General features: G+C 46.9%; 15 protein-coding genes. 10 read left to right on the plus strand and 5 right to left on the minus strand.

Going from position 1 to position 18572, the window contains the following annotated elements:
* Window positions 1-83: 83 nt before the first annotated feature.
* Window positions 84-1463 carry an ATP-binding protein gene (locus H6G50_RS10900; protein ID WP_190716063.1) on the minus strand — a complete coding sequence of 460 codons (1380 nt, stop codon included), beginning with the start codon at window positions 1461-1463 and terminating at the stop codon, window positions 84-86.
* Between the two features lie 194 nt (window positions 1464-1657).
* On the opposite strand from H6G50_RS10900, the gene H6G50_RS10905 reads away from it, so the two are divergent.
* The 3 genes from H6G50_RS10905 (at window position 1658) to H6G50_RS24540 (ending at window position 5287) form a co-directional block, all read left to right on the plus strand.
* Window positions 1658-2191 (plus strand): hypothetical protein, encoded by a 534-nt coding sequence (locus H6G50_RS10905; RefSeq protein WP_190716065.1) that lies wholly within the window; start codon window positions 1658-1660, stop codon window positions 2189-2191.
* Window positions 2192-2319: 128 nt separating this feature from the next.
* Window positions 2320-2877, plus strand: coding sequence for a hypothetical protein (locus H6G50_RS10910; protein WP_190716067.1), 558 nt, complete (start codon window positions 2320-2322; stop codon window positions 2875-2877).
* Between the two features lie 202 nt (window positions 2878-3079).
* On the plus strand, window positions 3080-5287 hold the full coding sequence (locus tag H6G50_RS24540) for a GUN4 domain-containing protein (RefSeq protein ID WP_190716069.1): 2208 nt from the start codon (window positions 3080-3082) through the stop codon (window positions 5285-5287).
* A gap of 280 nt (window positions 5288-5567) precedes the next feature.
* On the opposite strand, the gene H6G50_RS10920 is transcribed toward H6G50_RS24540, so the two are convergent.
* The 4 genes from H6G50_RS10920 to H6G50_RS10935 all read right to left on the minus strand — a co-directional run bounded on the left by H6G50_RS10920 (window position 5568) and on the right by H6G50_RS10935 (window position 12561).
* A complete protein-coding gene (locus H6G50_RS10920) occupies window positions 5568-6797 on the minus strand; it encodes a glycosyltransferase family 4 protein (RefSeq protein WP_190716071.1) in 1230 nt (409 codons plus the stop codon).
* Window positions 6751-8169: a hypothetical protein gene (locus H6G50_RS10925; RefSeq protein ID WP_190716073.1), complete on the minus strand. Its 1419-nt coding sequence runs from the start codon at window positions 8167-8169 to the stop codon at window positions 6751-6753. The genes H6G50_RS10920 and H6G50_RS10925 overlap by 47 nt, the downstream gene beginning before the upstream one ends.
* Entirely contained in the window at window positions 8166-9215 is a 1050-nt protein-coding gene (locus H6G50_RS10930; RefSeq protein WP_190716075.1) for a glycosyltransferase family 4 protein, read from the minus strand. The genes H6G50_RS10925 and H6G50_RS10930 overlap by 4 nt, the downstream gene beginning before the upstream one ends.
* Before the next feature lie 115 nt (window positions 9216-9330).
* Window positions 9331-12561 (minus strand): ATP-binding protein, encoded by a 3231-nt coding sequence (locus H6G50_RS10935; protein ID WP_199302798.1) that lies wholly within the window; start codon window positions 12559-12561, stop codon window positions 9331-9333.
* Between the two features lie 279 nt (window positions 12562-12840).
* Here H6G50_RS10935 and H6G50_RS10940 point away from each other — a divergent pair, with 279 nt between their 5' ends.
* The 7 genes from H6G50_RS10940 (at window position 12841) to H6G50_RS10970 (ending at window position 18563) form a co-directional block, all read left to right on the plus strand.
* Window positions 12841-13743, plus strand: a complete 903-nt coding sequence (locus H6G50_RS10940; protein ID WP_190716077.1) for a circadian clock protein KaiA — start codon at window positions 12841-12843, stop codon at window positions 13741-13743.
* Between the two features lie 149 nt (window positions 13744-13892).
* On the plus strand, window positions 13893-14198 hold the full coding sequence (kaiB, locus tag H6G50_RS10945; protein WP_190716079.1) for a circadian clock protein KaiB: 306 nt from the start codon (window positions 13893-13895) through the stop codon (window positions 14196-14198).
* Window positions 14199-14266: 68 nt separating this feature from the next.
* Complete coding sequence (kaiC, locus tag H6G50_RS10950; RefSeq protein ID WP_190716081.1) at window positions 14267-15826, plus strand: circadian clock protein KaiC; 1560 nt, start codon at window positions 14267-14269, stop codon at window positions 15824-15826.
* A gap of 28 nt (window positions 15827-15854) precedes the next feature.
* The gene (gene yqeK / locus H6G50_RS10955; protein ID WP_190716171.1) at window positions 15855-16475 is read left to right on the plus strand and encodes a bis(5'-nucleosyl)-tetraphosphatase (symmetrical) YqeK; all 621 of its coding nucleotides are present in this window, start codon (window positions 15855-15857) and stop codon (window positions 16473-16475) included.
* 155 nt (window positions 16476-16630) lie between these two features.
* Entirely contained in the window at window positions 16631-17062 is a 432-nt protein-coding gene (rsfS, locus tag H6G50_RS10960; protein ID WP_190716083.1) for a ribosome silencing factor, read from the plus strand.
* Window positions 17063-17566 (plus strand): CGLD27 family protein, encoded by a 504-nt coding sequence (locus H6G50_RS10965; RefSeq protein ID WP_190716085.1) that lies wholly within the window; start codon window positions 17063-17065, stop codon window positions 17564-17566. It abuts the gene before it with no gap.
* Between the two features lie 43 nt (window positions 17567-17609).
* Window positions 17610-18563, plus strand: coding sequence for an asparaginase (locus H6G50_RS10970; RefSeq protein WP_190716087.1), 954 nt, complete (start codon window positions 17610-17612; stop codon window positions 18561-18563).
* Window positions 18564-18572: the final 9 nt, after the last annotated feature.

The following is an 18572-nucleotide window of genomic DNA, read 5'->3' on the forward strand; positions in this document are numbered from 1 at the left end:
CTCCCCACCTAAAAAGACTGTATAGAATATTATAACCCATGCCTAAAAATGAAGCGATCGACGAGCAATAGTTCGCACTTCATTTAATCCAAGCTACGGGATATCTGGGTTACAAATTGTGCCAGTATGGGGGGAAGAACGAACTGAATTTGATTCTCCCGATCTTGAATTGTTAACCAGCAACGTTGCTCTAAAGACTGGATAGCACTCAACAACGTACTCAAGTCGGCAAGATTAGCTTCGAGGAGTTGCGCGATCGCGACAGGTTTATTGTGTTGGCTCAGCCAAAATAGAATATTTTTTTCCAATTCTGACAAACGCTGAAATTGCCGTTCTAAATTCCCTTTCAGCACTGCTCCTAAAAATAGAGTTTCATGACGGCAAAATTCAGTAATGCTGCCTCGAAACAAGGTTTTAATTGGGGTTGCTACGTCTTTCAACCAAAGTGGATTACCTTGATAAGTTTCGATCGGGATTGCCCAATGTTCCTCATCAGCTAATTCTTTATCCCTGAGAATTTCTCGAGCGATAGTTCCCAAACCTTGGAGGCGCAAGGAGTAAACTGGAGCGCGATCTCCTTCCCATTGGAAAAACTCTCGGGGTTTTTCCCAACCGATCGCGACAAAACAACTGTTGTGAGAAACTTCCGCAACCAGCTTGAAGAGTTCCTGATAATTTTTGCAATCGGGTTGGTAACATCCCGCAAGTTGTCCGCTGCCGAACAAGGCGTGTATGTCATCTAGAATAACAAAGACGCGATCGCGCCGCAAAACTTCAAGAAGTTGCGACAGTTTTCCCTCCATCGTTTGAGAAACTTTATCGGAATTGGAGAGGAATTGCAGCAAATCGGTTAGCCTTGTTTCAAGGGAAGGAGCAAAACGCAGACTGCGATAGATCGCGCGATCGAAGTGAGTCTTAATCTGTTCGACTAATCGCACCGCAAGAGACGTTTTCCCAATTCCATTCATCCCTACAATCGTCGTGAGGCGACAGCGTTTTTCAACAATCCAGCGTTCCAGAATGGCGAGTTCTTCCGTTCTTCCGTAAAAACGGACAACCTCTGGTGCATTTCCTAAATCTATCTGGGTGCGAAGCGAAGTTGGCTGCGTTTGATTAGTGCCGTCCCCAGTTTTTGAGGGATTGGTGCAAACATTGACATCACCAATATGTTGTACGATATCCTTCCCAAAATGCGAAATATTAGAGTATCGCAAGCGTTCCATTGTGGCGCGGAAATTGGATTTTTTTACATCTTCTCCTAATTCTTTTGACAGTATTTTCCACAATTGGCAAGCAGCATCTTTGACGTGACCTTCAGTAAGATCGCGCTCTTCAGCGATCTTAATGTATCTCTTCCCTTGAAATGTTTCTCGCAATATCGCTAGTTGAAGATCGTCAAGATGTTTATTCGTTTGCCGAAAAATAAGGCGATCTGCAAGCTTAATGATTTCTTCCACTTCCATCGATCGGATGTTGCCGTTTAGCTGAGCTTAATCCGATCTTATCCGACTTTTTAAGTTTCACAACACTTAATCCGATTTTATCCGACTTTTCAGACTTCAAGAATCCCGATTTAATAAGACTTTTTCCATCTGGCAAAAGCTTAAAAATTAGTAAAGAATAGAATTGTACAGCTTTTCCTACTAAAATCGAGACGATGACAGCAAGAGAACTCTCCCTCGCACAATCTAATCTCAAAATGGCATTGTGGCAAGCCGATGCGGACTCAATGAGCAGTAGCGAGTTATATGTCTGGTTAGTGGATAGTGGATTGTCCCACGAAGTCGCAATCCGATTGCACGAGTTGATTTCCTTTACCAAGAGAGTCGGAAGTAAAGTTATCGCCATCGGCAAAATTATTCTGATAAAAATTATTGAGTTTGTCAAGGAACATCGAAATTTAGTTATCGGTGCTGGAATCGGTGCTGCGGTGGCTGCTGCCGTGTCTAGTTTGATAACTTCAGTTCCTTTTTTAGGACAAGTCTTAGCCCCCGTTGCCGCAGCTTTGGGGATCGCAATAACTGCCGTTGGCGCGATCGCGGGACACAGATTGGACAAACGCGATCGGGGAATACAAAGCTCAGGAGGCGTTATCGGATTGGCAGAAGACATCGTGGAAATTGCCAAAGCGTTTTTTCAGTTAGTCATCGACGTTTTTAATACAGTATTTCGTCATGTCATAACTGCTTAAGCATCAGAACAGAAGCCGGGTTTCTGTTGGCAAGTGTTAAATTTCGCGAACGCTGTCACAAAAACCTAGTTTCTCGCCATACTGTACCGAGTCTCAAAGCATGAAAACTCAAAATTTGGAGAACAGAAATGTCCGATCCTAAAAAGCCTAGTAAGGAGCAATTGCTCAAAGCAATTGAGAAGTTGGAGAAAAATCCAGGCGATCGAGTGGGTATCTTAGCAGATGTTGGGATTGCCGCATTTGGAGCGGCTGGAGCCGGAGCATTAGCTGCCGTCTTTGGAGCAGGAGCTACCTCAATTCCAATTGTTACAGCCTTGACTGGGGCTAGTTTAGTTGTCGCTGCACCCGTCACTTTAGTTGCTGGAGCGGCGGTAGCAGGCGGTGCTGCCATCTTTGGAATCACTCGATTGATTAAAGGGAGCGGTTACAGCGAAGGCAAACGAGCAGAAATTCTTAGCAATTTAAAAGATCGGCTCAAAGAAGTTGAAGCTAAAGAAAGGCAATCGAGTCTTAGCGGTGATGATAAGACAGGATTTTATGTTTTCTTGAAAGAACCATTGCAGCTAGAATTGATTAGCCCGGAAGATGCTCGACAACTTATGTCAGCAGTAGAAAGCGGTCAGATTCCGATCAAGGAAGCATATCAGTTGCTTAAAAACATTATCGTAGAGGCTGGTAAAAAATAAATCAATCCACACACTTTTTTTACTGAAGCTAAAGACGAGCGGCAAGCACTGAAAATTTGCGTTGGACGCTTTGAATCTTTTGTAGTGATTCGTAGGGTGGGTTAGGCGCGGCTGCAATCTCTCGGAAAACTCATAACTCTCGTTCCGCGCCGTAACCCACCATTTCCAGCTTTAATAGCATCGTCTAAGGAGATATTCAGTTGTGAGTCAATCCAGTTCGCTGATTTATCAAGCCAAGCAAGGGAACCCCAATGCCATTGCAAGTTTAGTTAATAAATCCCTTGACTCGCACGGTATAAAAGTAATCAAGTCTGTTATTAAACAAAAATGCTTGCATTTTCTCCTCGAAGCCGAAGACTTCTCAGATCGAGAGAAATTAATTAAATTCATAAAATCTGTCTTGCTTAAGCTGAATCCTAATAATATTAATTCTGTAAAAATTTATGGATGCCATAATGGTAATACTGCTCCAGTTTGGAATGCCGAGTTTGTTTTGCTGAGAAGCAATCAAGCACCAAATCAGTCGTCCATTTTGGAATCGCTAGAATCTCAAGTAAGATCGTTATTAAAAACAGAGTCTACTATTACAATTCGGAAAAAACAAGATGCGTTGATTTTTTTCATTAAGTCTTCCAACGACTTAGAAAAGTCTGAAACTTGTAATATTGTTCGCGAATCAGTAGAAAAAACTAGAATTGACGATAACCTAACGACAATCAAAATTTATTTTCAAAAAACAGACGAAGACGTTCCCGATTGGCATCATGAAGAGCGGTTAGAACGCACAAGTCTTAAAGAACAAAATTCTCAAGCGTCTCAAAGTCCTCGATCGCAAGAACAATCTCTTCAGCGCCCATCGCCAGTTATACAAGTAGAACAACTCTCTTATGAATTATTTGAGAAACTACATCTTGCTTTTTTAGCTCCGGTTGCAAGTCGAAATCAGTTTATCCTAAGTGCTTCAGAAGACCCAACAATTTCATCAGATGATGTGGTTCGAGGTTTAAATATTGAATCACTGTCTTCAGAGCTAAAAGAATCTCTGATGCACTCCAGTCAAGTTTTTAAGAACTTGGCGTTAAAATACTCTCTCGATTGCTCATCTCTTGGGGAAGATATCAAAAATCTATTCGATTCCATCAGCGCCGAACTCAAACAAGAAATTAAAGAAAAACTAAACATTGTCCACCAATTAGGTCAAAACTATTTAGAAATTCAAGAAGGAGAATTAAATGTTCTCGAACAGGTGGGGAAGGGGGCTACTCAAGGTGCAATGCAGAGTTTTAGTTGGTTTGGTGGATTGGTTGGAGCATATCAAGGATATCAATCTGTCAACCAAAGAAAACAAGACTTGAAGGTAACAGAGGAACAGTATCTTCAAGCTAGGGAAATGCTGTTTGAAAATATTTTTTCATTCTGGAGGCAATTATACTTAGCAATCGCTGACTTTTGCGATCGCAAACTTGCAGTTAAATTAATTGCCTACCAAGACATTCGGGAAAAAATAGAGCTACACGAACAAAAGGTTGAAAGAGCAATTGAACTATTAAATTCCGATCGCGCTAGCGAAGCAGTTTGCGAATTCGAGTCTGCAAGAGACCTTTTCTGGGAAAAAATAACCCCCTCATTTGCAGACCGGATTATGCTCAAAAATTTATCTGGTAATGAATCGCTTCAGTGGAGAGTTTTTGTTTGGGCAAATGCTTACTTAGAAAACGGCAATCCGCAGCAAGCGAAATATTTCTATGAAATGATACGAGATAACTATACAGCTATTGCTGATGCAGAGTTTGGATTGGCTTGTGTTTACTCTGTTGAAGATCGGGTTGAACAAGCTTTTGATTGCTTGAAATCTGCAATTCAGAAGGGCTTTTGCGATCTCGAATTGCTTGATTCAAAACAAGCATTAGAAAATTTGAGAATGAAAGAAAGCTACACCTTATTTTTTGCTAATGCTTGTAAAACTTGTTCTCCAACAGGCATTGATTACAGTACCTTGGCAGATTATCTTACTGAGAAGCAATGGAAAAAAAGCGATTTTGAAACGTACACCTTAATCTGTAAATCTTTAAAGAAAGGAAGTGAGTCAACTTTTAATAATAACGAAATTGAGCAAATTTCTATTGCCGATCTAAAAAATATTGATTATTTGTGGCGAAAACATAGCGATCGGCTCTATGGGTTTTCAATTCAAAAAGAAATTCAACAAGACTTGGATCCAAACACCTTAATTACGGATAAACTAAGTTGGCCGCAATCTGATAGTCCTGATGAGTTTTTTAAAGACTTTAGTTCAAATGCTCAAAAATCTAGCACTAAGGGGACTCTTCCTTACACAATTCATTGCAAAGGTAGTGGTTGGCTGAATTCGTTTATGTTTTATAAAATTATTGCAAGATTTGAAGAATGAGCTTTTAAGCCAAAACTACTTAAATTTAGTCTTACGGAAACTGGGCGAATACCATTCGCCCCTACCAATTTTATTTTGAAATGCGGTAGAACGTTTCAATGGGCAATTCCGGTAACAAAATACTGCGATCGCACATCCTCAATATTCGCTGATTTTACAAGGGTAGGGGGCTTAATAGCACTGATTGAAAGCTGGTGGGCGCTGCCCACCCTACGAAAGATAAAGGTTTTGGCTACCTCAACTCAAAGTTATCCATTGTCCATTATCCATTGTCAATTATCTAAGCCCGAATCTCTTGCGCCAACCGCTGTCGATATAACTCCCAAGTATAAACCTCGGCTTTGCGTCGCGCCGCGCGCCCCATTTCCGCGAGTTCTTGCGGATGGGTATAACACCATTCCAACTTTTCTTGCAAGGCGGTAACATCGCGAATTGGAACGATAAATCCTTCGACTCCATCTTCGATTAAATCCGCGCCCCCCGAATGGGTGGTGGTAATAATCGGAATTCCGCACGCCATCGCTTCGAGGAGGACAAGCGCCAATCCTTCGACGAGGGAGGGAAAGACAAAAACGCTGGCACGGCTGTAGTATTCGTTGAGGGAGGCGTGGGGAACGGAGGGGACGTACTGCACCCAATCTTGCCATTGCGCCCACCATTGGGTCGGAAATTCATTCAAACCGACGCAGAGTAATTCGGATGCGGGGAAGTTCAGTTTTTGCCAAGCTTGCAAGAGGTAGTGTACGCCTTTGCGAGGCCCGACTCTGCCGACGAAGAGGGCGCGGAAAATGGAATCGGGTTTGGGTTGCGGGGAAAAGTAATCGTGGGGACAACCGTAGGGGATGACGCGAATTTTTTCGGCGGGGATGCCTGCATTGAGAACGGATTGTTTGACAATGGAGGAGGGAACGAAGATGCGATCGCTGAGTTGAATTTCTCGTTCTTTGCGTTCCAGTTTCCAAGCGGGTTCGCGGGTGGATTGCAAGGCGGCGGCGAGTTCGGGAAAGGTTTCGCGTTCTTCGCTTTGCAGTTGGCAACTTTGGCGGTAAAACGCGATCGGCAAGTCGTAAAAACAGGCGATTCCTCGTGCTTTTGCGGCGGCAAAGGTGTTTGCAGCACCGTCTTCGTAGGCATAGACTCCCGTCAGTCCATCTAAATGATGGCGGGAAACGCGATCGTCTAAACCCACATAAACCCAATCTACGAGCGATTGTGGGTTCAATTGCAATTTTTGCACGATCCGCGATCGCATCAAGGCAACGCGCGCGATTTCTCGCAAAGGGTAAGTTCGCAAATTCACCCCCTCGGGCGCAACCCAAGTCCGCCGCGACAACTCCCGCGTTAGAGGTTGGGGAAGGACTTGCAAAGCTTTTGCAAAGTTGCTTTGAGGATCGTAGGTAAGGGTAGTAATAATCTCTTGGAGAAAGCCGAGTTCCCAAAGCGCGATCGCGGCATTGCGAACGTTAGGATTGCCCGTCGGATGACTCAGCGAGATGCGCGGATGATTCATAAAACTGTAAGTATTGCTGTTGTTCGCGCCACGTTTCTACATAATCCAGCCACGGCAGTAAAAAGATAAAACTGTTCGTAAACCAATAATAAATCGAAAAGATATGGTGAAAGACCATCTGCCCCGTAAATAAGACGATATGGAGCATACAAGCTGATAGGGCTAAGTCTCGAAAAAAGGGTTTTCTCAGCTTTAAATAAACCAATCCCAGCGCGCAAATTAAACTCACCCTCAAACCGTACCAAATCCCGAAACCAATCGGCCCCATTTCAATCGCAACTCTCGGCATTTCAATTTCCAAGTTGTTCGGGACTGTAGCACCTGGAGGTAAGTTTAAAAGATTTCGCATAGGAGCCGTTCCTGGATGCGTTGCGCCCGTCCCGTAACCATCTAGATTAGTCGCAAAACTCGTAGAAAAAGGATCGATCGCGGCGCTCTGAATTCGCTCTACTAAGTCATTTGCTGAAGTCGCGCGAATCCAAAATGCTTCTAGAACAGGTTGAAACGCGATCGCAGCCACAGCAGCAGCAATTAGAATAAAAGGAAGCAAGCGACTCAACCAAAGAAGCGTTGTTTCAGGCTGGCGCAGGGCGCGAATTCCCCAAAATCCGATCGCGATTAAAATAGCAGCGAGAACGGGCGTTCGCGAACCCGTCATCAAGCTATTTAATAGCACTAAAAACATTTCAATCAGCGTTAATAATTTCCAGAGTGGCTCCTGTTTTCGTAACACTAAAGGTAACAACAGAGCAAAACAAGCCGAAAGATAGCCTTGGTAGCTATTAATATAAGAAAAAGTGCCGGTAATGCGAACGCTATTGGTTCCGGCAAAACCAAAGGTGGCAACACTAACGGCAATTCCAGGCGCGTATTGATTGATCGGGCTACTGGAGGGGCTAAAAAATTGAACGATGCCTAGCAATCCGACGGGGATAATTAATAAAAGGTGCGTTCTCAAAAATAGATATAACTCTTCCTCCGATTCAAATAAGCTTGGAGTCATCCAAATCATTGGAATATAATAAAGGTAGGCTCGCAGACCAATTAATCCCACTAAGGGAGAACCTAAGTTAGGATTTAAGGATTGAAAAATACACCATCCCGCTGCGGCAAAGATAGCAATATTGATCGGTCTATTTTGAATCGGAAAAAAACGATCCTTTCCCAGAAAAATAAAGTAACGCAGGTAAGCGCCCAACAATACTAAATCTTTTAAAAAATAAATCGCCTCGCTCGCTTGAGGTAAGATCCACTTCCGCAGAGCGCCTTCAATCACTAAAACAAAAAATATCGCTTTGAGCGATCTTCGCCAATCCTGAAAAGACCAGTAAAAAATAATGACTATAGCCGTTAAGGCGATCAGCGTTTTCACGGTAAGTTTGCCTCGATTGCCGCTAAATAGTCTTCAACAATTCTGTTAGTTTGATGGCGCTGGAGGTGAGTTTTTATCGAACTTGTCGCGTTAGAGTCGGGTTCGCCCTTCGATAAAAGCTCCCCTAAAATTTCCGTCAGCGCCGCCACATCTCCATTCGGAAAAACCTTTCCACCCACACCGATAGCCTCCTTTAATCCTCCAGCTTCCGAACCTACCACGTAACAACCACAAGCCATCCCTTCTAATGCAACGATACCAAAGGGTTCTTCCCAACGAGAAGGGACGACTAAGATACGATGGGCATTCAACAACTGCGCCAAAGCTTCCCCCTTTTGAGAACCCACAAACTGGACTTGTTCTGTCAATCCTAATTGTTGCACTTGCTGTTGTAAATTAGTGGCTTCTGGCCCGCTACCTGCAATGGTTAATTGCGGTGTTAAGCCTTGGTGTTGAAGGCGAGTTAGGGCTTCAAGAAGCAAATCAGTACCTTTATCCGATACTAAGCGTCCCACAAAAATCAGTTCGCGCGCCGCTTCGCGAATATCTTCGCGATCGCGCCGAATCTCCACTCTCCGATAAAAGATATCTTCAGCATAGGGATTGGGAATCACCGTGGCCGTTACGGGAAGCTGGTTCGCCACAGCCTGACTCGGAGCAATATTAATCGCAACGCGCGCGACTTGCAACTTTAAGCAATCCTGCCAGCCCGTTCCTCCGTCCAAGCGTCGATACCAGGTTTGATGGGTAATTACGAGCGGTTTTGGAGCAATAATCAGCGGCCACAATCCTTTTAAACTCACGCAAGCTTGAAAAAATACATCGCACCAACGGGTTAATTGTAAGAGCGCTTGTGCTGAGGGACAGCGAACAACTTCAAAAGGAAAAGTTTTACGATCTGTTGCTGGTGTTTGACAAACGACTTTCACGTTCCAACCGCGCCGAAAAAAACCTTCGGCTAGAATTGAAATTACTGTTTCTATTCCACCAATACTTGGATAAAATACTGGCGAATATATCAAAATTTTTCGCGAAGTAACGCTCATGAATTCGGATTTATTTGCTTAAAATACTGTCATTATTAATTACGAAATCCCAATTACGAATTACAAACTCCCAATTACGAATTACGAATTACGAATTACCAATTACGAATTATTATCATCCCGGTAAAAGTTGATGAATTTGTTCGAGGAGATCGACGCAGGAATAAGAATGTCCTTCGACAATAAAAGTGGCAACTTCTTGAAGTAAGGCGTTTAATTCAACTTCGGTATGAATTTGCTCGGACGTGCGGCGGTCGAGTACAAAGATAGGGGGTTTAACAGGCAAGTGTGCCAATTGCCGAAGTTCTTTAAGAAATAATTTTGAGGTTGAGGGAACGACTCCTGAAGGTGAGGTTTCTTGCTGTCCTAAATATAAGAGCAGCAGATCGATCCCTTGATGCTGAATCTGACTGTAAATTTCCGGCCAAGCGCAGGTCTGAAAACATTTGAGTCCGGCTTTTTCGAGATATTGCATGAAGGCTTGAAGAAACTCGATTTCCCCTGCGTCGCACAGGCGTTCGTAAGCGGCAAAACGCTTGTCTAGATCGCGCAGGGAGCCGCTCGGGTGGGTGCGAATCCGCTTGAGATCGAAACGAGGAATGCGTCCCTGACGTAGAGCGCAATCGTCAAGCTCGTCGAGCGAGGAACTCCACTGTCCGCACTGGTCGCCTTTGTCGCATTGCCAATTACTAACGATCGAAATTTGGGGCTGTTGGGTGAGTCCCATCGCAATCTGAATGACTTGTAACAGGGCGGTAATCCCTTGGGGATCGGCGGGAACTAAGCAAGGAAAGACGAGTAACCCTTCGATTTGATTGGCGGCTTCGGTGATTTTGGCATCGAGGGTGACGAGGGGTAAGGCGGCGAGGCGTTCGTGGTTTTTGAGCGATCGCAGGTAGGTTCCGGGATCGTCCAAGCTCAAATCTTCTAGCAGCAAGACATCTGGCCGCCAAACCCGGGCGAGAACTTCGGCTTGTTCGAGATCGTCGGTGGCTAGGATGCGATAGTTGAGTTTAGCAGAGCGGGTGAGAAGCGCTCGGTCGAATTCTGCGGTGAGTTTTCTTCTTTCTTCGTCGAGGTGAGTCCCTTCGTGATTGAGACGGAGAATCGTTACGCTGCGCGTCCCGGTGCGGACACTCCCGGTCGCGCTACGGCGATCGCGTTCGTCTAAGCGATAAAGTAGTTCCTGTAAGGCGGCTTTTTCGGGAGGTAGGGCTAAAAATCCATCGGCTCCATTTTGCAGCGCCAGTTCCTTTTCGCCTCGGGTGGCGGTAATTGCCACGGGAATATGCCGCGTTTTTTCATCGGCTTTAAGCAGCGTCAAGACATCCCAGCCCGAGAGCAAGGGAAGGAGGGGAGCGAGCAGAATAGCACAGGGTTGCAGTCCGCGCGCTTTCTCGAGCGCTTCGGTTCCCGATCGCGCGATCGCGACGCGGTAGCCGAGTTTTTGCAAGCGATCGTTAAGTTGTTCGATCGCAACCAGGGCTGATTCTACGATTAAAATCAGGGGATTGGCGGGCTTGAGGAGTGCGGAAGACGCAACCGTCGTCTTAGAAATACCTTCGCCTGCTGCTGTCTGTCGCACGGCGCGCTCGTCGGGAGGACTCGGAGGCAATAACAGAGTAAACTGACTGCCTTCACCCGCGCGCGAGATAAACGAAATATCGCCACCGTGGGCGCGAGCAAGGCGCTGCGTTAGCACCAAACCCAACCCGGTTCCTTCAAATTGGCGAGTCAGCGGGCTTTCAAGTTGCTGAAATTTTTGAAAAATGAGATGCTGAGAATCTTCGGGAATGCCGATCCCGGTATCCCAAACGGTAAACTCGATCCAGGCTTCCCAACGGCTGACTTCCAAACCGATTTCGCCGTCGGCAGGGGTAAATTTTAGGGCGTTGTCGAGCAAATGAACCAGCATTTGGCGCAGGCGCAATTCGTCCGCGACGATGGCGGTTAAACCTGGTTCGATCGCGAGGGTAAAGCGAACCTCCGGCTCGTCTTCTGCGGCTTTTCGAGCCAGATGCGTTCGCGCTTGCTCGTAAGCCCGATTGCAAATTTCCTCTATCCTGACCGGCTCGATATTTAATTTGAGTTGTCCGGCTTCGATCCGCGTCAAATCGAGCAAGTCGTTGACCACGCTCATTAACTGTCGCCCGCTTTGATAAATTAGCGAAGCGTAACGTTCTTGTCGGGGCGTGAGTTCGCCCAATTTGCGATCTTTAAGCAAGGTCGATAGGCCCAAGACTGCCGTGAGCGGGGTTTTAAGTTCGTGGCTGATGCAGGCTAAAAAGTCGTCTTTGAGGCGATTGAGTTGGATCAGATCGGCATTTTTCGCGGCGAGTTCCTTACACAACTGCCGTTGTTCGGTAATATCGGTAGCCAGGATCAGCCACATCGGAGTCTGAAGGCTGGAGAACGCCGTTTCGAGGGGCGGAGAGATGAAGTCGAGGTTCAATTGCGAAGCAACTTCCAAGGGAACTTTAATGAATTGCCAAGTTGCGATCGTATTGAGGTTGAGGTGACTTTTTAATCCGGTTTCCATTGAATAAGACGCTCCGGCTCGAGCGGGAGCGTTAAGCGAGTCGGCATCCTGGGTTAAATTACACCAACTGCTGTAGGGATAACTCGTTTCTGAGAGTTCTACTCCCGAGCCGCGCAAGCTCTCGCTGCTTTCTCCGAGTCGATCGCGCCAAGCTCGATTGGGATAGCGGAGTTCGTCGCGAGGAGTTTGCAGCATTAAGGGAATGGGCAGGCGATCGAGCAGTTGCAGCAGGGTAGCGCGGGCGGGCGAGGTGGTGGGCGGCAGCATTTCGAGATCGCTGTAAACGGGCAGCAAACTCGAAAACAAGCGCCAACTATCTAGCAGCCCTTTAAACTTGCCGTCTTCATCGACGAGGGCGCAGAGTTGAACTTCTTTAGCATCTAAATGTCCGGCTTGCAGGTAAGATAAAAAATCTTTAACGCTCGTCGTTGCGGGCAAGCTAAGGATGGGAGCGATGAGGGTACGAGCGTCGAATTGCTCGATGGGGATCGAACTGCGATCGACTGTTCCTCGAGCGCGGGCGGGATTGTAGAAGGGTTGAACCTGGCAGTTGAGGTAAGGGATTAACGCTTTGAACGCGATCGCTCCAATCGGATTTTCTCGTTCTCCCAGCGCGATGATGATTTCGTTCTGACCGCTCTCGAAGAGGGATTGTAGGGTATGGAGACCGACGGTCAGTTCGCAGACAGGAGCGGGCTGAAGGAACTGTTGGAGCGTGAGGGCAAAATGAGACATGGGCGGTAAGACAGGATTGCAATCGGGCTGCGGATGGGGAATGATAAGAGCGATCGAATCCCGGCGTTTCAATCAGACTTTAGTCAAAAAGGTTCTTTATATTTCCACTTAAAGCTTTATTAATCGCAACTGAGAGCGGCTTCGGTTTTCCAGGATATATCTTCCGAGCCGAGCGAGCGCTGTTCCAACTTTAATTATCGTCCTTTCTCTGAGTCTCCCAAGCTGTGCTTACAATTAATTACATTTCTGAGAACGCCCTTATCATTTCAATGATAAGCTGATACAAGTTGGAGACGAAATTAATTTTTAATTAAACAATAATAGACCGCCCCTTTTCTTTGTTCGCGTCGAATGTCAGACAGCCAGCATAACCCCGAGCCGCTTTCTAGCTCTACTTCCCACTCGCCCTTAGCGATTTACGCTTGCGTTGAAACTCCATCGCTCGCTGAATCTTTAAAGAAATATCTTGCCAGCGATCGCTATACTCCAAACTGGCTTCAGTCCTCTCCATCGTTACACGAAGCGATCGCGTCCTTAAACGATCGCATCGACTGTCTGATTGTCGAACGCTCTCCTAACCTACTCGCGGAGCTCGAGACGCTGTACGCTAGCGGAATTTTACTTCCAGTCGTCTTGCTGGAGTCAGAACTCTCCAACTTCGAGCGCTACACCTATCATACCGCCGAAGTTTCTCATTCGGTTGCCACCCTCGATCGCCTCTCCCAAGCCATCGATCGCGCGATCGCGCAATTTTTAACCCTCGCCCCTCCCCACCCCTCTCTCCCGCCCACCCCCAACCCCACCCTCGCCAATTCTCTATTGCTTCAGCAGCGCCGCCTCTCGGAAAAACTTCAAGAAAGACTCGGATACCTAGGGCTTTACTACCAGCGCAATCCTCAAGATTTTTGGCCCAATCTCTCCGATGACGAGCAAAAGGCCATATTCCAAGCACTCTCAGCGGAGTATCGGGAAATCTTGCTCGGTTACTTCAGCGAGGTTTCTGACATCAATCAAACCATCGATCGCTTCGTTACCCAAGCTTTTTTTGCCGATCTTTCCATCTCCCAGGTTTTAGAAATTCATATGGAGCTAATTGATGAATTTTCTCAGCAACTTAAGCTCGAAGGACGCAGCGAAGAAATTTTGCTAGACTACCGACTGACCTTGATCGATGTCATCGCTCATTTGTGCGAAATGTATCGCCGTTCGATTCCCCGCGAAGATTTACTACTAGCCTGGTATGCCAGAGACTAACAGAGGCAGAGAGAAATGCGCCTCTTTTTCCTTTAAAATCTTTCCAAAGCTCTCCGAAGCAGCTTTGGAAAATTTTAATCCGGCATTTTGAATGTCCCGGCAGCGATTCTCGCTCTTAACTCTCACAATTCCCCTATTAATGCTATCTTATGAGTGCGCCGAAGAAAACCTACGTTCTCAAGCTCTATGTGGCTGGCAATACGCCTAACTCAGCTAGAGCCTTAAAAACGCTGAAAAGTATTCTCGAGCAAGACTTCCAAGGCGTGTATGCGCTGAAAGTGATCGATGTTCTGAAAAATCCTCAACTCGCTGAAGAAGATAAAATTCTTGCTACTCCAACCTTGTCTAAAGTTCTACCACCCCCCGTTCGGAAAATCATTGGCGACCTATCCGATCGAGAAAAAGTTTTGATCGGTCTCGATTTACTGTACGAAGAAATCGATAATTTATCCTAAAATATTGAATCGATCGATTTTAATTGACTCCTTTTTTAAAAAGTTACACTGTCTTCGATAGTTCAGAAATGAATCAACCGAATCTTAAGGAAACAAGCGACAAAGAATTACCGCCTAGAGGAGTTCAAAAACTCCGCACCATGATTGAAGGTTTCGACGAAATCACGCATGGGGGGATGCCAATCGGACGAACGACTTTAGCCAGCGGGACAGCGGGAACGGGAAAAACCCTACTCGCGATTCAGTTTCTCGTTCACGGAATCGAACATCTCGACGAATCCGGTATTTTTGTTACCTTTGAAGAAGCACCCATTGATATCATTATTAATGCCACCAGCTTCGGTTGGGACTTACAAAAACTGCTCGACGAAGGGAAGTTATTTATCCTCGACGCTTCCCCCGATCCTGAAGGTCAAGAAGTTGTGGGAAATTTCGATCTCTCCGCTTTAATCGAGCGAATTCAATACGCCATTCGTAAGTATAAAGCCAAACGGATTTCGATCGATTCAATAACGGCAATTTTTCAGCAATACGAAGGCGCTTCTGTGGTTCGGCGCGAAATTTTTCGCCTTATTGCTCGTCTCAAGCAAATTGGCGTAACCTCGATCATGACAGCCGAACGGGTTGAAGAATACGGTCAAGTCGCGCGTTATGGTGTTGAAGAATTTGTATCGGATAATGTCATTATCTTGCGTAACGTTTTAGAAGGCGAACGGCGGCGACGAACAATTGAAATATTGAAGTTGCGCGGCACGACCCATATGAAAGGAGAATATCCGTTTACGATTACGAATGGTGGAATGAGTATTTTCCCATTAGGCGCGATGCGTCTGACGCAAAAATCCTCAAATACTCGCATTTCTTCGGGCGTTAAAACTCTCGATGAAATGTGCGGAGGAGGGTTCTTTAAAGATTCGATTATTCTGGCGACGGGAGCAACCGGTTCGGGTAAAACTTTGTTGGTGAGTAAGTTTCTTGAGGAAGGTTGCAAACAAGGTGAAAAATCAATTTTATTTGCTTATGAAGAATCTCGCGCTCAACTTTCGCGTAATGCCAACTCCTGGGGCGTAAGCTTCGAGGAAATGGAAGAAAAAGGGCTATTAAAACTGCTTTGTTCCTATCCCGAATCGGCGGGGCTAGAAGATCACTTACAGATCATTAAATCGGAAATCGCTCAATTTAAGCCTTCTCGGATTGCGATCGATTCGTTATCTGCGCTGGCACGCGGCGTGACGAATAATTCATTTCGGCAGTTTGTGATTGGCGTAACCGGCTATGCCAAGCAAGAAGAAATTACTGGATTTTTCACCAACACAACCGACCAATTTATGGGGTCGCACTCGATTACTGAATCGCATATTTCGACGATCACCGATACAATTATTATGCTACAATATGTAGAAATTCGCGGTGAAATGTCGAGGGCGCTAAATGTCTTTAAAATGCGCGGTTCTTGGCACGATAAAGGAATTCGAGAATATCAAATTAGCTCGGAAGGACCGGATATTAAAGATTCGTTCCGCAACTACGAACGAATTATCAGCGGCTCGCCAACCCGTATTGCGATCGATGAGAAATCAGAACTATCTCGCATTGCTCGGGGGGTAAGAGATAAGATTAATGAATGAGGGATGGGGGAATGAGGAATTGTGAGTGATGAAAGGTGAATTGAGCGACGAACGGCGGCAGGAGGTGATTGCTTGGTTGCGCGATCGCGTTCCGGAAGCAAGAGTGCGCCATATTCTCGGAGTCGAGCAGTTAGCGGGAGAGTTGGCGCAACATCACGGACTCGATGTAGAGCGGGCAAAAATAGCGGGTTTGATGCACGATTTAGCCAAGTATTTTCCGCCCCGAGAGTTGCTCGCTCGGGCAGAAACAGCGGGGATTGAAATCGATTCGGTTTGCCTTGCGAATCCCCACTTGCTTCATGCTGATGCGAGCGCAATGGTCGCCAGAGAACAGTTCGGGATTGAAGATCGAGCAATTTTAGAGGCGATCGCCAATCATACGCTCGGCAGACCGGAAATGAGTCCCTTAAGTTGTATTATATTTGTAGCAGATGCGGCGGAGCCGAGTCGCGGCACGTCCTCAGCACTCGAAATCCTGCGCCGCGTCAGTTGGGAGAACCTCTATGAAAGCGTCGGGCGTGCCAGCGATTGTTCGCTGCAACATTTGCTCGAACGGCGGTATTTAATTCATCCGCGCACGATTTTAACTCGGAACTGGGCAATAGCGCGATCGCAAGCAGTCCGAAAGTTAAGAAAAAAAACAGATTAGCCGCGCTTGCGCTTTGCCTTCGTTAGGATTGAGGTTTACGCGACTGTTATAAGTTCCCCCTTCCACTCCCCGGAGAAACGAACAGATTCAATCTCCAGGATCGAAAGCAATCTCATTAAGTCGAGCATCGCCCCTATCGAAAATTAAGAAACTGCATGAACGAACGATACGATTTAGAGCGTCGATCCTCAGTCGCCCATCAAGACCGGGCGCAAGACGCAGACGCATCTCTCCAACTCGCTTGGACAATCGTGCAAGCCGCTGACGATCGCAAAGCTGCCGATCTGGTCTTGCTGAAAGTCACCAACGTCTGTTACATGACGGATTATTTCGCGATCGCGACTGGGTATTCTAAAACCCAAGTTCGCGCCATTGCCGACGCGATCGAAGAAAAAGTCGAACAGCAATACCACAAAAAGCCGCTGCGCATTGAAGGAAAAGCGGAAGGTACGTGGATACTCATCGACTACGGCGACGCGATCGCGCATATCATGTTGCCAACAGAGCGCGAATTCTATAACCTCGAAGCCTTCTGGGGACACGCAGAACGCCTCGAATTGCCCCTGCGCCTGCTAAAAGAAGAATAAATGACCCACAAACTTCCCTTGTCGGTTTGCCCCGTTCCCAGCGACCAGCAACCCGTCAACGAATACGAACAACTGCGGGAATCTTCCCTATTTCGCTGGACGACCTTAGACGGTTTTGCCTACGCGCGCAAATTGTTCTGGGTTTGGCTTTGGGGATGGATTGTTACCGGGCCAATTGCGGCGGCGAGTTTCGCTCCCGCTCGCTTCCCCTTGCAGTTTGCCCTCTGTGCTAGCGGCGGGGCGCTGATTTTAGTCGTATTGCTGTTAGTGCGATTTTACCTGGGCTGGTCTTACGTGCGCGATCGCCTCAGCCAAGATACAATCTTCTACGAAGAGTCCGGCTGGTACGATGGGCAAACTTGGCAGAAACCACCGGAAATGGTGGCTCGCGATCGCCTCATCGTCACCTACCAAATTCAACCCATCCTCGATCGCCTCAAGCAAAGCCTGGGCGCGATTGCTCTGGCTTTAGGGATCGGCAGCTTAGCTTGGTTGGCCCTCTAAGCTTAAAATCAACATTAACCCAAACCCACAATCTGAAATCGTAATGACGAGGGGAAAACGCACGCACGCACCCGATCTAGAAATTCGCCTACTCCGCGAAGGCATTACCGAATCAACCCATTATGTGACTGCTGTCGTTTGCGATAGCCGAGGTCGCCAGCTTTCTGCGGCTGGCAACGCCCAAAACTCCACCTTTATCCGCTCCTCCCTCAAACCCTTTCAAGCCCTCGCCGTTACCAGTACCGGCACTCTCGAACGCTTCGGTCTTAACGACAAAGACCTCGCCATTATTTGCAGTTCTCACCACGGCACCATCGAACAAGCGCGCCAAGTCTTTCGCATCCTCTGGCGCTGCGATATCGAGCCGAGCGCCTTGCAATGCCCAATTCCGGGAGAAGGCAAAACCCGCTTGCAACACAACTGCTCCGGCAAACACGCCGGAATGCTTGCCGTTTGCCGCCAGCGGGGGTGGCCCCTCGAAACTTACCTGCGACGCTCTCACCCCGTTCAACAACTGATTGTTAGTAAAGTTGGAGAACTGTTAGGGATGCCGGGAGATGAATTCATTCGCGCTCGGGATGACTGCGGCGCTCCCACTTATGCCATGCGTTTGGAGCAAATGGCGACGCTTTACGCCCGCCTCGCTTCGGGGAACAATCTCGATTTAGAGCGCATCGTCCGCGCGATGGTTTACAATCCGGTTTCCGTCGCTGGCGAAGGCGGCTTCGATACCGAATTGATGCAGTTGAGCGGAGGCGAATTGGTCAGCAAATCCGGCGCAGAAGGGATTCAATGTATCGGTCGCATCGGCGAAGGGATGGGATTGGCGATTAAAGTCTTGGATGGGGCAAAACGCGCTAAGTACGCGGCGGCGATTCAAATTCTCCGACAACTCGGTTGGTTAGATCCCTCTAAGGCAGAAGCACTCGCCGAAAAGTTTATGAATCAGGGGGAATGCAAGCGTTTGGAAGCGGTTGGCGAACTGCCTTTTTTATGAACGGGCGGT

Origin of the sequence: Oscillatoria sp. FACHB-1406 (assembly GCF_014698145.1) — a bacterium.
In the GTDB taxonomy this organism is placed as follows: Bacteria; Cyanobacteriota; Cyanobacteriia; order Cyanobacteriales; family Spirulinaceae; genus FACHB-1406.

What these genes read in the sequence shown, in the direction of transcription:
- H6G50_RS10970 (WP_190716087.1), top strand. Translation starts at nt 17,610, where the DNA reads ATGACGAGGGGAAAACGCACGCACGCACCCGATCTAGAAATTCGCCTA.
- H6G50_RS10920 (WP_190716071.1), bottom strand. Translation starts at nt 6,797, where the DNA reads ATGAATCATCCGCGCATCTCGCTGAGTCATCCGACGGGCAATCCTAAC.
- H6G50_RS10940 (WP_190716077.1), top strand. Translation starts at nt 12,841, where the DNA reads ATGTCAGACAGCCAGCATAACCCCGAGCCGCTTTCTAGCTCTACTTCC.
- H6G50_RS10910 (WP_190716067.1), top strand. Translation starts at nt 2,320, where the DNA reads ATGTCCGATCCTAAAAAGCCTAGTAAGGAGCAATTGCTCAAAGCAATT.
- kaiC (WP_190716081.1), top strand. Translation starts at nt 14,267, where the DNA reads ATGAATCAACCGAATCTTAAGGAAACAAGCGACAAAGAATTACCGCCT.
- rsfS (WP_190716083.1), top strand. Translation starts at nt 16,631, where the DNA reads ATGAACGAACGATACGATTTAGAGCGTCGATCCTCAGTCGCCCATCAA.
- kaiB (WP_190716079.1), top strand. Translation starts at nt 13,893, where the DNA reads ATGAGTGCGCCGAAGAAAACCTACGTTCTCAAGCTCTATGTGGCTGGC.
- H6G50_RS10965 (WP_190716085.1), top strand. Translation starts at nt 17,063, where the DNA reads ATGACCCACAAACTTCCCTTGTCGGTTTGCCCCGTTCCCAGCGACCAG.
- H6G50_RS10930 (WP_190716075.1), bottom strand. Translation starts at nt 9,215, where the DNA reads ATGAGCGTTACTTCGCGAAAAATTTTGATATATTCGCCAGTATTTTAT.
- H6G50_RS10900 (WP_190716063.1), bottom strand. Translation starts at nt 1,463, where the DNA reads ATGGAAGTGGAAGAAATCATTAAGCTTGCAGATCGCCTTATTTTTCGG.
- H6G50_RS10905 (WP_190716065.1), top strand. Translation starts at nt 1,658, where the DNA reads ATGACAGCAAGAGAACTCTCCCTCGCACAATCTAATCTCAAAATGGCA.
- yqeK (WP_190716171.1), top strand. Translation starts at nt 15,855, where the DNA reads ATGAAAGGTGAATTGAGCGACGAACGGCGGCAGGAGGTGATTGCTTGG.